At 42.7% G+C, this 15896-nt stretch carries 11 protein-coding genes and 5 tRNA genes; 11 read left to right on the top strand and 5 right to left on the bottom strand.

The window, feature by feature from the left end:
* Nucleotides 1-225 precede the first annotated feature (225 nt).
* From JIG41_RS08715 to ppiD, 11 genes are all read left to right on the top strand, one after another.
* Nucleotides 226-302: transfer RNA gene (locus JIG41_RS08715), tRNA-Pro, on the top strand.
* Nucleotides 303-353: 51 nt separating this feature from the next.
* Nucleotides 354-430: transfer RNA gene (locus JIG41_RS08710), tRNA-Arg, on the top strand.
* A gap of 23 nt (nt 431-453) precedes the next feature.
* A tRNA-His gene (locus JIG41_RS08705) sits at nt 454-529 on the top strand.
* 15 nt (nt 530-544) lie between these two features.
* Nucleotides 545-621, top strand: a tRNA-Pro gene (locus JIG41_RS08700).
* Between the two features lie 39 nt (nt 622-660).
* A tRNA-Pro gene (locus JIG41_RS08695) sits at nt 661-737 on the top strand.
* A gap of 392 nt (nt 738-1129) precedes the next feature.
* The gene (gene tig, locus JIG41_RS08690; RefSeq protein WP_036969831.1) at nt 1130-2434 is read left to right on the top strand and encodes a trigger factor; all 1305 of its coding nucleotides are present in this window, start codon (nt 1130-1132) and stop codon (nt 2432-2434) included.
* A gap of 274 nt (nt 2435-2708) precedes the next feature.
* A complete protein-coding gene (gene clpP / locus JIG41_RS08685; protein WP_036969828.1) occupies nt 2709-3326 on the top strand; it encodes an ATP-dependent Clp endopeptidase proteolytic subunit ClpP in 618 nt (205 codons plus the stop codon).
* 135 nt (nt 3327-3461) lie between these two features.
* Entirely contained in the window at nt 3462-4745 is a 1284-nt protein-coding gene (gene clpX / locus JIG41_RS08680) for an ATP-dependent protease ATP-binding subunit ClpX (RefSeq protein WP_036969827.1), read from the top strand.
* 143 nt (nt 4746-4888) lie between these two features.
* Nucleotides 4889-7249, top strand: a complete 2361-nt coding sequence (lon, locus tag JIG41_RS08675) for an endopeptidase La (RefSeq protein ID WP_036969826.1) — start codon at nt 4889-4891, stop codon at nt 7247-7249.
* A 188-nt stretch (nt 7250-7437) separates the two neighbouring features.
* Entirely contained in the window at nt 7438-7734 is a 297-nt protein-coding gene (locus tag JIG41_RS08670) for an HU family DNA-binding protein (RefSeq protein ID WP_256213542.1), read from the top strand.
* 159 nt (nt 7735-7893) lie between these two features.
* Entirely contained in the window at nt 7894-9795 is a 1902-nt protein-coding gene (gene ppiD / locus JIG41_RS08665) for a peptidylprolyl isomerase (protein WP_075593898.1), read from the top strand.
* Nucleotides 9796-10609: 814 nt separating this feature from the next.
* On the opposite strand, the gene JIG41_RS08660 is transcribed toward ppiD, so the two are convergent.
* From JIG41_RS08660 to JIG41_RS08640, 5 genes are read right to left on the bottom strand one after another with little or no spacing between them, the layout of a single operon-like run.
* Nucleotides 10610-11371: an ATP-binding cassette domain-containing protein gene (locus tag JIG41_RS08660; protein ID WP_036969818.1), complete on the bottom strand. Its 762-nt coding sequence runs from the start codon at nt 11369-11371 to the stop codon at nt 10610-10612.
* On the bottom strand, nt 11371-12363 hold the full coding sequence (locus JIG41_RS08655; RefSeq protein WP_036969815.1) for an oligopeptide/dipeptide ABC transporter ATP-binding protein: 993 nt from the start codon (nt 12361-12363) through the stop codon (nt 11371-11373). The genes JIG41_RS08660 and JIG41_RS08655 overlap by 1 nt, the downstream gene beginning before the upstream one ends.
* A gap of 2 nt (nt 12364-12365) precedes the next feature.
* Nucleotides 12366-13259 (bottom strand): ABC transporter permease subunit, encoded by an 894-nt coding sequence (locus JIG41_RS08650; protein ID WP_036969812.1) that lies wholly within the window; start codon nt 13257-13259, stop codon nt 12366-12368.
* Nucleotides 13246-14280 carry an ABC transporter permease subunit gene (locus JIG41_RS08645; RefSeq protein WP_036969807.1) on the bottom strand — a complete coding sequence of 345 codons (1035 nt, stop codon included), beginning with the start codon at nt 14278-14280 and terminating at the stop codon, nt 13246-13248. The genes JIG41_RS08650 and JIG41_RS08645 overlap by 14 nt, the downstream gene beginning before the upstream one ends.
* Nucleotides 14280-15887 carry an ABC transporter substrate-binding protein gene (locus tag JIG41_RS08640; RefSeq protein WP_036969802.1) on the bottom strand — a complete coding sequence of 536 codons (1608 nt, stop codon included), beginning with the start codon at nt 15885-15887 and terminating at the stop codon, nt 14280-14282. Before JIG41_RS08640 ends, JIG41_RS08645 begins: the two co-directional genes overlap by 1 nt.
* Nucleotides 15888-15896 lie beyond the last annotated feature (9 nt).

Genomic DNA, 15896 nt, shown 5'->3' with positions numbered 1-15896 from the left:
CGTATTTTCGCAGAAAAGCTGCATAGCGCCAAGATGCAATATGATATAAAGCGTCTATTTATAAAAAAGAGTTCAAATTTTAGCTTATATTTGCAATATTTAACCATTATGAACTAAAAGTGACCGATTGAATTATTTTCTTAAAAAAATGTTTGACCTGACTCGGCCAAATCACTATTATGCACCCCGTTGTTAACGAGGTCACTCGCAAACAATAGTAAGCATCGGCGATTAGCGCAGTTTGGTAGCGCACTTGGTTTGGGTCCAAGGGGTCGCAGGTTCAAATCCTGCATCGCCGACCACTTCTTCTTCAAGAAGCGGTTGCTTACAGGCAAACTTTTGAAGTTTTCGATGCGCCCGTAGCTCAGCTGGATAGAGCAACGCCCTTCTAAGGCGTTGGTCGAAGGTTCGAATCCTTCCGGGTGCGCCATTTGAAAATATGTAAATGCCGTGGTGATTGTAGCTCAGTTGGTAGAGCCCCGGATTGTGATTCCGGTTGTCGTGGGTTCGAGCCCCATCAGTCACCCCAATTTACACACAGTATCGGCGATTAGCGCAGTTTGGTAGCGCACTTGGTTTGGGTCCAAGGGGTCGCAGGTTCAAATCCTGCATCGCCGACCACTTTCACTGTGGTTGTATTTTTAAAACTTCTCTTTATATCGGCGATTAGCGCAGTTTGGTAGCGCACTTGGTTTGGGTCCAAGGGGTCGCAGGTTCAAATCCTGCATCGCCGACCACTTTCTACTAGTATATTCATCTTGGTAATCTGAGCGTTTCATGCGCTAAATTAATACCGCTTAGTCATTCCCTTTTTAAACATTCTGATTTAATTAATCACCTTACTTTGCTGATGATTTTTACGTTCGTTTTTTGTTCGTTTAAACGCAGATTGCCGCTATATAGACCAAATAATTGCCCCCTAGACTCGACTATCAAAAATATTAGGTTATAATGCCGCGTCTATTGTTTAACATAGTGCCCATAGGGGCAGAGCAGCAATGGTATCTCATGGTTACAATGCGCCGTTTTAAGTTGAATTTTTCAGCGTTAAAACTTGCTATCACTCATGGAGATCACCTTGTTTGTAAGGAAGGCGAACAGTCGCCAAAATTGAAGATTGAGGTAAATCATGCAAGTTTCTGTTGAGACGACTCAAGGCCTTGAGCGCCGTCTGACCATCACCGTTCCTGCAGAGAACGTTGAGACTGAAGTAAAAAAACGCTTACAACAACTGTCTAAAACCCAGCGTATCGATGGTTTCCGTCCTGGTAAAGTTCCAGCGTCTATCATCAACAAACGTTACGGTGCTGCAGTACGTCAAGAAGTTGCGGGCGAATTAATGCAACGCAACTACATCGAAGCAATCGTTTCTGAAAAAATCAACCCAGCGGGTGCACCAACTTTCGCACCAAAAGCGTTAGAAGCAGGTAAAGATTTAGAATTCGATGCAACGTTTGAAGTGTACCCTGAAGTTGAAATTCAAGGTCTAGATAAAATTAACGTTGAAAAACCAGCTGTTTCTGTTACTGACGAAGACCTAGCTAACATGCTAGAAACGTTACGTAAGCAACACGCATCGTGGACTGAAGTTGACGCTGCTGCAGGTGAAAAAGATCGTGTAACTATCGACTTCGTTGGTTCTATCGATGGTGAAGAGTTTGAAGGCGGTAAAGCTGAAGACTTCCCTCTAGAACTTGGTCAAGGTCGTATGATCCCAGGTTTCGAAGACAACATCGTTGGCAAAAAAGCGGGCGAAGAAGTTGTTGCTGAAGTAACATTCCCTGAAGAATATCACGCTGAAAACCTAAAAGGTAAAGCGGCTTCTTTCACTATTACTGTGAAGAAAGTTGAAACTCAAGAGCTTCCTGAGCTTAACGAAGAGTTCGCAACTAAATTCGGTGTTGCTGAAGGCGGCGTTGATGCACTGAAAGAAGAAGTTAAGAAAAACATGTCACGTGAGCTTGACCAAGCGGTTAAAGCTAACGTGAAAGACCAAGCTATCAAAGGTCTTTTAGCGAACAACGAAATCGACGTGCCAAAAGCACTAGTAGATCAAGAAATTGATGCTCTACGTCAACAAGCGGCACAACGTTTTGGCGGCAACGCTCAAAACATGCCTGAGCTTCCAGCTGAGTTATTCCACGAGCAAGCTGTAACTCGCGTTAAAACTGGCCTATTACTAGGTGAAGTGATTAAAGCGAACGAGCTTAAAGTTGATGACGCAAAAGTTGAAGCGTTAATTGCAACAGTAGCTTCTGCATACGAAGATCCAACTGAAGTAGTAGAATACTACAAAGCAAATGATCAACTAATGCAGCAAATGCGCAACGTAGCGATGGAAGAGCAAGCAGTTGAAGCTATCCTAGCTAAAGCAAACGTGACTGACGTTGAAAAAGCATTCGACGACATCATGAATCCACAGCAAGGTGCTTAATAAGTCATTGACTTAAGCTCTCGCTAGCGATTAAATGGCTCGTGTTACACTGTATTTATACAGCGTACTCGGGCCATTTTAGTTTGTGGTGGCCAGTTTCACCAAAACCAACAATACTTATGTTAATGCGCAACATTAAACATAAAGGATTGAAAATACATCTTTGTGTTCGCATATACTTAAATAGATTGAAAATACGCGTAAATTAACATTAGTATAAATGTGCTTTCCTTATAGTAAGGATGAGTCGCAGCGGATAAGGAATTAAATAAGAATGAACAGCGGTATGATAGACCCTCTAAACGCATTAGTCCCTATGGTTGTTGAGCAAACAGCAAAGGGTGAGCGCTCATATGATATTTACTCACGTCTTTTAAAAGAGCGCATTATTTTCTTAACAGGCCAAGTTGAAGATAACATGGCAAACTTGATTCTTGCGCAAATGCTGTTTTTAGAGTCAGAAAATCCAGAAAAAGATATTTATCTTTATATCAACTCGCCAGGTGGCTCGGTCACTGCGGGCATGGCGATTTACGATACAATGAATTTCATTAAGCCAGATGTCAGTACTATTTGTGTTGGTCAAGCGGCGAGCATGGGAGCCTTCTTGCTATCAGGTGGCGCTAAAGGCAAACGTTTTTGTTTACCTAACTCGCGTGTGATGATTCATCAACCACTTGGTGGTTTCCAAGGTCAGGCGTCTGATTTCGAAATTCATGCTCGTGAAATTTTATCAATTAAAGATAAGCTAAATCGCTTGATGGCTGAGCATACGGGTCAGCCGTTAGACGTGGTATCACGCGATACCGACCGTGACAACTTTATGAGTGCAAGCGAAGCGGTTGAATACGGTCTCGTTGATTCAGTATTTTCTAGTCGCGAAACAAAGTAATCTGAATAGCTAATGATATCGTATTATTAGCTATCACCCTTTACTATGCGAAAACTTATATTCTTTGGTATAGTTAACCATAGTGAATTAGCAGCAGTTGCGTGCTGCTGCCAACGTAAAAAATGAGGTAGCTGAATGTCTGACACTCCTACAGACGGCGACAAAAGTAATAAATTGTTATACTGCTCTTTTTGTGGCAAAAGCCAGCATGAAGTTCGCAAATTAATTGCAGGCCCTTCAGTATACATTTGTGATGAATGTGTTGAGCTGTGTAACGATATAATCAGGGAAGAGATCAAAGACATTGCGCCGAAACATAGCGCGTCTGATAAACTGCCTGTGCCGAAAGAAATTCGTAATCACTTAGATGATTATGTGATTGGCCAAGACCACGCGAAAAAAGTACTGTCGGTTGCGGTATACAATCACTATAAACGTCTTCGTAATCAAACCATCAACGCTGATATTGAACTTGGTAAAAGTAATATCTTGTTAATTGGTCCAACAGGTAGTGGTAAAACATTACTTGCAGAAACGATGGCTCGTTTACTTGATGTGCCATTCACTATGGCTGATGCCACAACACTAACCGAAGCCGGTTATGTGGGTGAAGACGTCGAAAATATTATTCAAAAATTACTGCAAAAATGTGATTACGACGTCGAAAAAGCGCAACGTGGTATTGTTTATATTGATGAAATTGACAAGATTTCTCGTAAATCAGACAACCCGTCAATCACCCGCGATGTATCAGGCGAAGGTGTACAACAAGCACTTTTAAAACTGATTGAAGGCACGGTTGCCTCTGTACCACCGCAAGGCGGTCGTAAGCATCCGCAGCAAGAGTTTTTACAAGTTGATACGTCGAAAATCTTATTTATCTGTGGGGGTGCATTCGCAGGCCTAGATAAAGTGATTGAGCAGCGTAGTCACAAAAATACGGGTATTGGCTTTGGTGCTGAAGTTAAACAATCATCTGGCAGCCGCAGCTTAAGTGAGACATTTAAAGATGTTGAGCCTGAAGATCTGGTGAAGTACGGTTTAATTCCTGAGTTCATTGGTCGTCTACCGGTTGTTGCAACGTTAACAGAGCTGGATGAAGCCGCACTGATTCAAATTCTAAGTGAACCTAAAAATGCTTTAACCAAACAGTTCTCTGCATTGTTCGCAATGGAAGATGTTGAGCTTGAGTTCCGTGAAGATGCCTTATCAGCGATTGCGCACAAAGCAATGGAGCGTAAAACAGGTGCACGTGGCTTACGTTCAATCGTAGAAGGTGTATTACTTGATACCATGTATGAACTTCCTTCGATGGATGATGTAAGCAAAGTGGTAATTGACGAAACGGTTATTAAAGGTGAGTCAGACCCAATTTTGATTTACCAAAGTGGTAATCAAGACAAAGCGGCATCTGAATAAATTTGAAATAGTTCAAAATTTAAGCAGTTAAACATAAAAAAGGAGCCAATGGCTCCTTTTTTTATAAATATGTTGAACTTTCCCTTACATATCCCCATATACTTGAGTAATCTTTAAAATAAATGAAGTGCGAAGAGAATATAATGACGCTTGAGAGAACAGATCGAGTTGAAATCCCCGTGTTGGCACTGCGCGATGTAGTGGTATACCCGCACATGGTGATCCCGCTATTTGTTGGTCGTGAAAAATCAATAAAATGCTTAGAAGCGGCGATGGACAAAGATAAACAAATTTTCCTAGTGGCGCAAAAAGACGCCTCTGTTGATGATCCGCAACAAGATGATATCTACCGTGTTGGTACCATAGCCACAGTACTTCAGTTATTAAAGCTACCTGATGGCACCGTTAAAGTGCTTGTAGAAGGCACGCAGCGTGCGAGCGTCGAAACGTTTTTAGATAACGATGATTTCTTCGTTGCTGAGGCGCAGTTCATTGAATCAAGCCACATTGATGAGCAAGAGCAAGATATCTTTATTCGTAGCGCTATTAGCCAATTTGAAGGCTATGTGAAACTCAATAAGAAAATCCCACCTGAAGTACTTACTTCTGTGTCGGGAATCGATGAGGCTGCACGTTTAGCGGATACAATGGCAGCGCATATGCCACTTAAAGTGCCAGAAAAACAAAAAGTACTTGAGATTTCTAATGTAACAGAACGTCTTGAGTACTTAATGGCCTTGATGGAAGGTGAGATAGACTTACTGCAAGTTGAGAAGAAAATTCGTACTCGCGTTAAAAAGCAGATGGAAAAATCGCAGCGTGAGTACTACCTCAACGAGCAAATGAAAGCGATTCAAAAAGAGCTTGGCGAGCTGGATGATGTACCAGATGAATTCGAAGCAATTAAAAAGCGTATCGAAGAATCGGGCATGCCAAAAGAAGCGCAAGAGAAAGCAAGTGCTGAACTTGCGAAGCTGAAAATGATGTCGCCTATGTCGGCAGAAGCCACCGTGGTTCGTTCATATATTGATACGCTTATCAATGTGCCATGGAAAAAACGCTCTAAAGTGAAAAAAGACTTAGCGGGTGCGCAAAAAATTCTTGATACCGACCATTACGGTTTAGACAAAGTCAAAGAACGTATTATTGAGTATCTTGCAGTCCAACAGCGTACTAATAAGTTAAAAGGCCCAATTTTGTGCCTAGTCGGTCCACCGGGTGTGGGTAAAACATCACTAGGGCAGTCTATTGCGCGCTCTACGGGTCGTAAATATGTTCGTATGGCTTTAGGTGGCGTACGTGATGAAGCTGAAATACGTGGTCATCGTCGTACTTACATTGGTTCAATGCCAGGTAAGTTGATTCAGAACATGACCAAAGTTGGGGTTAAAAACCCACTGTTCTTATTAGACGAAATCGACAAGATGTCTTCTGATATGCGTGGTGACCCAGCCTCAGCATTGCTTGAGGTATTAGACCCAGAACAAAACAGCCATTTTGCTGATCACTATTTAGAAGTCGATTACGATTTATCTGATGTAATGTTTGTTGCTACATCAAATAGCTTTAATATTCCGGGTCCATTATTAGACCGTATGGAAGTAATTCGTTTATCGGGCTACACCGAAGATGAGAAGCTAAATATTGCCAAGCAGCATTTAATTCCAAAGCAAGTTAAGCGTAATGGTCTTAAAGATAGCGAAGTTGAGATTGAAGATAGCGCCATCATTGGCATTATTCGCTACTACACCCGCGAAGCTGGTGTGCGTAATCTTGAACGTGAAGTGTCTAAGCTGTGTCGTAAAGCAGTGAAAAATATTTTGCTTAATAAAGACATTAAGAAAGTCACCATTGACGAAGACAACCTAGAAGAATTCTTAGGTGTGCAGCGCTTTGATTACGGTAAAGCAGAAGATGGCGATCGTATAGGCCAAGTAACGGGTTTAGCGTGGACTGAAGTAGGCGGAGATTTATTAACGATTGAGTCAGCCGCAGTGCCTGGTAAAGGCAAACTAACGTACACGGGATCGCTGGGCGATGTGATGCAAGAGTCAATTCAAGCAGCAATGACTGTGGTGCGTAATCGCGCGGATAAATTGCGTATCAATAGTGACTTTTACGAAAAACGTGACATACATGTTCACGTGCCTGAAGGTGCAACACCCAAAGATGGCCCAAGTGCGGGTATTGCCATGGTGACAGGTTTAGTATCGAGCTTAACGGGTAACCCGGTACGTTCTGATGTTGCCATGACGGGTGAAATCACTTTACGTGGTGAAGTACTTCCAATAGGTGGCTTAAAAGAGAAACTTTTAGCTGCCCACCGTGGCGGTATTAAAACCGTTATTATTCCAAAAATTAACGAACGTGACTTAAAAGAGATCCCTGATAACGTTTTAGAGGGTCTTGAAATTCACCCAGTTACATGGATTGATGACGTTTTAAAGATAGCTTTGAAGCACCCAGTAGAGAGTTTTTCAGTCGAAACTGAAAAAAACCAGTAAAAAACAGCAAAAAAGTGCTTTTAGGGGCTTTTCAAATACAAAGGGTATGATAAGTTAAGCACTAGTTTTCAAGCCTAGGCCTTATGTGGCCTAGGGTTGAGAAAAATATAATAACCTGAGCATAAACTTAACTTGCTCATAAATTTTCAAAACAGTGATGTTAATTAAAAAAACAATCGCTCTTGATAATAACAATGAAAGAGGATGATATTGTGAATAAATCTCAATTAATCGATCAAATCGCAGCTGATGCTGACATTTCTAAAGCGGCTGCTGGTCGTGCACTAGATTCATTCATCGAGGCTGTTTCAGGCGCTCTTAAAGATGGCGATTCAGTGGCGCTAGTTGGCTTTGGTACTTTCTCAGTACGTGAGCGTGCAGCGCGTTCAGGTCGTAACCCACAAACTGGTGAAGCTATCCAGATTGCAGCAGCAAACATTCCTTCTTTCAAAGCAGGTAAAGCGCTGAAAGACGCAGTAAACTAATCAGCAAAAGATTAGTAAGGTGAGAGATACCTAATCACACTTAAATTGAATTAGGTAACTTAGCACCAGTTACTTCAAGTGAAAAAGCGTATCTGGTAAGATACGCTTTTTTTACATGAGCAGGGTTAATTTGTACCTGATCAGAATAGAGATAGATAAATGCTTGAGAAAATCAGAGAAGGTTCGCAGGGACCTGCAGCCAAAATTATTTTAGGCGCGGTGATTTTATCTTTTGCTTTAGCTGGGATCGGTGGTTATTTAGGACAAACCACAGAGCAACCCGTTGCAGAAGTAAATGGAGTTAAAATTAGCCAAACCGAATTCAGCCGTGCTTATCAAAATGAGCGTAATCGTTTAGAGCAACAATTTGGTGAATATTTTGCGCAAATCGCAGCCGATCCAAATTACATGGCACAAATCCGCCAAGGTGTAATTGACCGTTTAGTACAACAAGAATTGCAAACTCAACTAGCGGCAGAATTAGGTCTTCGTGTTAGTGACGAAAGTGTTCGTAAAGCTATTTTAGAAATGCCTTACTTCCAAGTGGGTGGCCAGTTTAATAACGACCGCTATCTACAAGTGCTTCGTCAAATGAACTTTCAACCAGATACTTTTAGAGAGTATCTACGTGAAGATATGACGCGTAGCCAACTTGTGGGTGCTGTTGCCGGAACTGATTTCGTATTAGAAAACGAATTAAACAACAGTGTTGCACTTCAACAACAAACGCGCAGTATCGATTACCTTGTTGTTACTAAAGAGTCGTTACAAGAAGGCGTTGAAGTAAGCGAACAAGAAATTGCTGATTACTATGACCTAAATCAACCGCAGTTTTTAGCACCTGAGCAAGTATCAGTGAGCTACATTGATTTAAATGCGGCGAATCTGAGCCTAGATTCAAGCGTGTCAGAAGAAGATGTAAAAGCGTATTACGATCAAAACAGCGCGCAATATATTGAGCCAGAAAAACGCCGTGTTTCACATATCTTAATTGATAATAGTGAAGACGATGATGCTGCAAAAGCGAAAGCAGAAGAGTTACTTGCACAACTTAAAAATGGTGCAGACTTTGCGCAGCTTGCTGAGTCGTCATCAGACGATGTCGTGAGTGCTGAGATGGGCGGTGATCTTGATTGGATAGAGCGCGACATGATGGACCCTGCGTTTGAAGAGGCAACATATGCACTTGCAAACAAAGGTGACATTTCTGATGTTGTAGAATCTGAGTTTGGTTATCACATCATCAAACTGACAGATATTCAAACACAGCAAGTAAAACCTTATGCTGACGTAAAAGGCGAGTTACGTGCTGAGCTGGAGCGTTCTAAGAAAGTGAATGCTTTCTATGAGAAGCAAACAGAAATGGGTGAATTAGCGTTTGAAATCTCTGACACATTAAACGATGCAGCAGAAGCGGCAGGTGTTGAAGTTCAAAAAACAGAGCTAGTAACGCGTAACGCATTACCAGAGCCACTTAATAACCCACAAGTTATTGCGGCAATTTTCTCTCCAGAAGTGTTAGAAGATCGCATGAACTCAGAAGTGATTGAAGTGGGTGATGAGCATGCTGTTGTTGTTCGAGTGAATGATCACAAACCAGCAACGACGAAGCCACTTGCAGATGTTTCAGAGCAAATCAAAGCGACGTTAGTTGCGCAGAAAGCATCTGAACTTGCTAAAGATAAAGCACGTACTCTGTATGCAGATATTGAAGCAGGTAAAAGCTTAAGCGATATTGCGGCAGCTGAAGGCTTAGAAGTTCGCCAAGAAGCGGCGTTAGCACGTCAAGCGTACACCGTTTCACCCGCTATTGTTCAACAGGCATTTAGAATGGCACACCCACAAGGTGCACCCGTGACAGATGTTGTTGATTTAAATAATGGTGACTCTGCGATTGTTGCGCTTAAAGCGGTGAATGAAGCTCAAAGCAGTGATATTAATGAACAACAAAAACAAAACATCACGATGGCGCAAGTAAATAAAAACTATATGGTATTTATTGCTGCACTAAAAGCGCAAGCTGATGTAAAAGTACCTAAAGCTGCTCAACCTACAGAGTAAGCTATTAGTTAGCTAAATGAAGAGGCGCCTTATGGCGCCTTTTTTGTCGTTTAAAAATACCTATAACAAACGCTTTGCTATGAAATACAGTCTTTAGAGTAGGAGGGCGTATACCATTGAGGTTGATGGCCAAGTCCACATTCTTAGCGCACAGCAAGGTTTACATGTCAGCGCAGGCAAAGTTCATCAATTAAGTAATCAAGGCTCTGAAGCGCTTCATTTTATTGTCACTTCAACACCCCCCAGTCACGGTGATAGAGTCGAAGTGTCGCTCAGATGAGGCTTGTGCTGTTACTTAGCCTTGATGGGGCAGGGTTGCGCGTTTTCTTTATACCAAAGTGCATTAGCGAATGCTGCATTCATGGCTAAAGCCATTCCTACCTCGATTTGAAATCGTGCCAAGTGTAGGAGGCGTTTTAACGCCGAATAGCAACTTCTTCGTGACTAAAACCATTCTGGCCGCGATTTGAAATCGTGCCGAGTGTAGAAGGCTTTTAACACCGAATAGCAACTTCTAAGTCGTGCCGAATGTAGGAGGCGTTTTAACGCTAAATAGCAACTTCTTCATGGCTAAAGCCATTCCTACCCCGATTTGAAATCGTGCCGAGTGTAGGAGGCGTTTTAACGCCGAATAGCAACTTCTACGTGGCTCACGCCATTCCTACCTCGATTTGAAATCGTGCCGAGTGTAGGAGGCGTTTTAACGCTGAATAGCAACTTCTTCATGGCTCACGCCATTCCTACCTCGATATAAAATAGTGCCGAGTGTAGGAGGCGTTTTAACGCCAAATTAAGCGTAAAGCGTTAAGGTAAATCAACAACTCAGCAATTTCTGTGTTACGGATGATTGCGGGTTTTGGAAAATCGTTTCAGTTTGGCCGTATTCGACAATCTCGCCGTGATCAAGCACCACAAGTTGATCGCTAATATGGCGTACTAAACTTAAATGATGAGTGATCAGGACATAGCTAAGGCCCGTTTCTTTTTGTAAACGTAGTAATAAGTTTACCGTTTGAGCACGCACAGAGGGGTCTAGCGACGATAAAGCCTCATCAAGCACCACAACCTTAGGATCTAGAATTAAAGCGCGTGCAAGCGCTATACGTTGCAATTGACCACTACTGAACATATGCGGGTAATAATGACGATGGTCTAACAAGAGCCCGACTTTTGCTAACGTTTGTTTAATTTTCTCTTCGCGAGCGGCTTTGTCTAGATCAGTATTATATTGTAAGCAGTCGTTTAGCATGTCACCAATAGTGAGGCCGGGGTTGAGTGAGGCTTCAGAATCTTGGAATATAAGGCGAATATGACGACAGTCATTATCGCGAAGCCCATCATTTTCAATGATGTTACCATCGAGTAAAATTTGCCCTTTATCTGCGTTGTCTGCACCTGCTAATAGTTTTGCAAGGGTGCTTTTACCTGAGCCTGTTTCACCAATAATGGCGATAGTTTCACCTTGGCCTAAACAAAATGAAATGTCTTTCAGCACCGTAAAACGCTTGCGTGAAAAGAGTCCTGCACGCAAATTAAAACTTTTCGATAGGGCTTGCACTTTTAGCAGTGGTTGCATTATTTCATCGCCTTAATTAATGGGAAGTGACACGCATAACTATGACCATGATGTTTCGTCAATTTAGGCGTTACCACACACGCTTTTTGTGCTTGTGGGCAACGGGGGCCAAGTCGGCAACCTATCGGCAAATGTTGCAAGGTTGGAATCGTGCCTTTGAGCGCATAAAAGGGTTCTTTATGTGCCAAACCTTGCTCGTAGTCAGGTAAGCTCTTTAATAATGCTTGTGTATAAGGGTGGTGTGGCTGACTAAAAATACGGCTTGTAGGGCCTGCTTCAACCATTTGTCCGCAGTATAAAACATGCATCCCATGCGACCAGTCTATGATCTCTTCAAGCTCATGAGAGATCATTAAAATTGACATGTTTTTTAACAGGTTCAAACTTTTTAATAACCTAAAAACTTGTGCACGAGTCGTGCTCTCAAGGGCTGTGGTTGGCTCATCGGCGATAAGTAATTTAGGAGTACGAGCAATCGCCATCGCTATCATCACTTTTTGGCAGATACCTTCTGAAAGCTCATGAGGATAGCTGTCGAGCACTTTTTTGTGATCTTTAATTCCCACTTTATGAATAAGTGCTTTTACGCGGTCTTTACGTTGGCGATTTCGTTTTAAGAAAAAGCCACTGGTTGCTTCAACGGGTAAGGTTTCGGCAATTTGATCAAATATTTTTGCTGTGGGGTCCAAACAGCGGCTTGGATCTTGGTAAATCATAGCAATATCTTGACCAACTAATTTACGGCGTTGCTCATTGGATAGACGCATTAAGTCAACACCGCGCCAGTGCATTCTGTCGGCAGTGATATGCCAGCGCTTATTCAACACCCCAACAATGGCTTTCGCAATTAAGCTTTTGCCAGAGCCTGACTCACCAACCAGCGCATGAACCTCACCTTCTTTAAGGGTTAGGCTCACTTTATCAACCGCACGAATTACCGTATCAGAGGTGCGTAACTCTATCGTGAGATTGCGAATATCGAGTAATTGCATAACTAGTCGGCCTTACGTTCTTTAAGCACTTGGCGTAAACCATCACCTACTAAATTGGTAGACAGCACAGCTAAAAATAATAATACGCCGGGTAAACCCACAGTCCAAGGGGCAAGGTAAATTAAACCAAGGTTTTCGGCCAAAATCGCACCCCATTCTGTGGTTGGCGGCTGTGCACCGAGCTTTAAAAAGCCCAGTGCTGAGATATCTAATATTGCTGTAGAAAGTGCCATTGTGAATATAACCACGATATGTTCGTAGATATTCGGGAAAATTCCTCGGGCTAATATGTGCCAGTTAGACGCACCATCTAGTTTAAAGGCGGTGATATAATCTTTATTGAGCTCTTCAACAATCAGATTTCGAACAGAGTGGATAAACTGTGGCAGTAGAGCAAGGATAATTGCCCACACGGTGTTCATTAAGCCAGGACCAAGAATCGCGATAATAATTATGGCTAAAAGTAACGAGGGAATCGACAAGGTAATGTCGAGTAAGTGATTTAAAAAGCTTGAACGAATACCACGACTAATGCCCGCAAAAGTGCCTACCAAAACCCCAATAACCGTGGTGATAAGGGCTGCTACAACAGATAAGCCAAATGTGTAAGTTGCGCCATTCATTAATCGCGACAACACATCGCGACCTAAATCATCGGTGCCTAATAGAAACCGAACATCACCGGCATCATGCCATGATGGCGGCAATAATAACGCATCGCTGTGCTGCTGGTTTACGCCATAAGGGGCAAGTAAAGGGGCTGATGCAGCCAGTAAAGCAAAGGCAATAAATAACCATAAGCCAACAAGTGCAGGGTGGTTGGTTTTAAATTTACGCCAAAATCGCGCCAACGGCGATTTATTCGACTCTTCAGAGAATAAATTAAACTTTGCCATGAGCTTGGTTCCGCGAGAGTGGGTCGAATAGAGTGTAAGTGAGCTCTGCGACAATCGTTGCTAAAATTACGAACATAGACACAGCCAATAAGCCGCCTTGAATAGCGGGGTAATCGCGTTGATAAATACTGTCAATTAACCATCGGCCTATGCCGGGCCATGAGAAAATGACCTCGGTGATCATCGCAAGGGTGATCAGCGTACTAAATTGTAAGCCGATTTGCTTTATCACAGGCAATAACGCATTTCTAAGGGCATGATGAATAATGAGCTGGGCGCGGTTTAACCCTTTAGCACGTGCTGTTTTAATGTAACTTTGATCAAGCACTTTGAGCATTGAATCGCGCGTAAAGCGCACCAACACGGTTGTTGGGTACATAGCCAAAACGATAGTTGGCAATGTTAGGTGGTGTAATGCATCCACAAAAGCCATGCCATGATACGGAAAGTCTCCCGCAATGATATCTATCAAAATGAACCCTGTGACAGGTTCAATCTCGTAAAGTAACCCCATACGACCCGACATCGGAAACCAGCCTAACTGCAGTGAAAACACCATTATTAACAGCAGTGCTAACCAAAATACGGGCATTGAATAGCCAATGAGTGTGCCTGAGTTAATGAATTTATCGGGCCAACGTCTGTAATAAGCAGCGGCTAAAATACCGCTTGGCACGCCGACGACCACTGACACGATAAGCGCATAGGTACTCAGCTCGAGTGTGGCAGGAAATAGGTCAACAATATGCTGAAATACACTTTCACCAGAGGCGAACGATACCCCCCAATCTCCTTGGACGATGCGCTCTAAAAACGCGAAGTATTGCACGGCATAATTTTCAGTAAAGTGGAACTTTTCTTCAAGCACGCTGGTTTGCGAAAAAGTGCTGTTGGTAATACCACTTAAATTGGTTAAGGCATCACCGGGGAATAAATAGCTTAACGAAAAAGTAAAAATACTTAATGTCAGCATCATAAACATTAACAGCGCTAAGCGGCGAAGAATATAATCAAGTATCATTATTCTTTCCTCGCGTTAGCCAGTGAAATACCGCCAAACGGGCTTAAACTTATCCCTTTCACATCGCTGCTAGATGCTTGAAAACGCATGCCGTGGGCAATTGGCAGAATCGGCAACTCTTGTACAATAATGCGCTGAGCTTGATTGTAAAATTGCTTCCGTTTTTCTAAATCGGTGGTGTCGAGCGCTTGAGTGAGTAATAAATCAAATTCAGGGTTACACCAGTTTGCCGGATTTTTACCACTAAAAGTTGCTGTGCAACTTAGCAATGGGCTCATAAAGTTGTCGGGGTCGGGCGTATCGGCTGCCCAGCCGAGTAACACGCTATCGTGGCGGTGTTCACCAACGCGTTGTAAAAAGGTATTCCATTCGTATTCCACAATACTCACGTTAACCCCGATTTTGCGCAGATCACTTTGCATCAGCTCCGCCATTTTACGGGCATTTGGGTTATAAATTCGGCTGACTGGCATGGCCCAGATATTCATATCAAAGCCATTTTTATAGCCGGCCTCTGCAAGCAGTGTTTTCGCAAGTTCAGGATTGAATTCAGGCATCGCTTTTTGTGCTTCAAAAGCCCAAGAGGCTGGTGGCAGTAACGATTGCGCCTTAATACCATTACCGTAGTAAACTGCTTGCATGATTTTGTCGACATCAATCGCGCTGGCCAGTGCTTGGCGCACACGAATATCATCAAACGGTGGACGCTCAGTATTAAATGCCCAATAACCAATATTAAGGTTTTGCTCTTTTTGAACGTTAATATCGTCTCGTTCAGCTAAAATACTTAATTGTGCGCTGCTAGGGTGAGCGGTTACATCGCATTCTTTGGTCAGCATTTTGGCGACACGGGTGGTGCCATTTGGCGTTATGTCGTAAACCAATTGCTCAAGCACCACAGGGTGTTTCCAATAATCAGGATTACGGTAATAGCGAATTAAGCGATCGCGACGGTATTCTCTGTACACATAAGGGCCCGTGCCAACGGGGTACTGGTCAAAGAGGTTTTCTTGCTTTCGCTCTTTTAATTGCATGGCGTATTCTTTTGATAGCACCACGGCAAAATCGGTTGCAAGGTTCGCTAAAAAGCTGCTTTCAGCATTATAAAGTTCAAAGCGCACCTGGTAGTCAGAAACACGCACAATGCGGCGAATTAATTGATCAATACCGACACTTTGAAAATACGGGTAATTGGCATCACCCACAAAATGATAGGGATTGTATACATCAAATAAGCGGCTAAAGGTAAAAATGACGTCATCGGCATTAAAATCACGGCTCGGTGTAAAGTACTTGGTAGTATGAAACTTCACCCCTTTTCGTAAAGTAAAAGTGATGGACTTGCCGTCTGGACTGATTTTCCAATCGGTGGCAAGTTCCGCCTGAAATTCAGCAGACACAGGGTCGATACTCAATAGGCGGTCATAAAGCTGATTAGCAATAATATCAATGGTTGAGCCCGTGGTCGTTACTTGTGGATTAAACGACACCGGGTTAGCCTCAGCGCAATACACTAAGCCCTGATTTTTTTGTTCAGTGGTTTTTTCTTCGCTATCTAGGCAGCCTACTAAGCATACCAAAGACAAAGCAAGTAACGGTTTATACACCTGATTAGC

Source organism: Pseudoalteromonas sp. bablab_jr011, assembly GCF_016464045.1.
Classification (GTDB): Bacteria; Pseudomonadota; Gammaproteobacteria; order Enterobacterales; family Alteromonadaceae; genus Pseudoalteromonas; species Pseudoalteromonas lipolytica.
The sequence above is the reverse complement of the archived record's forward strand: the minus strand, read 5'-3'. Positions and strand labels throughout refer to the sequence as shown.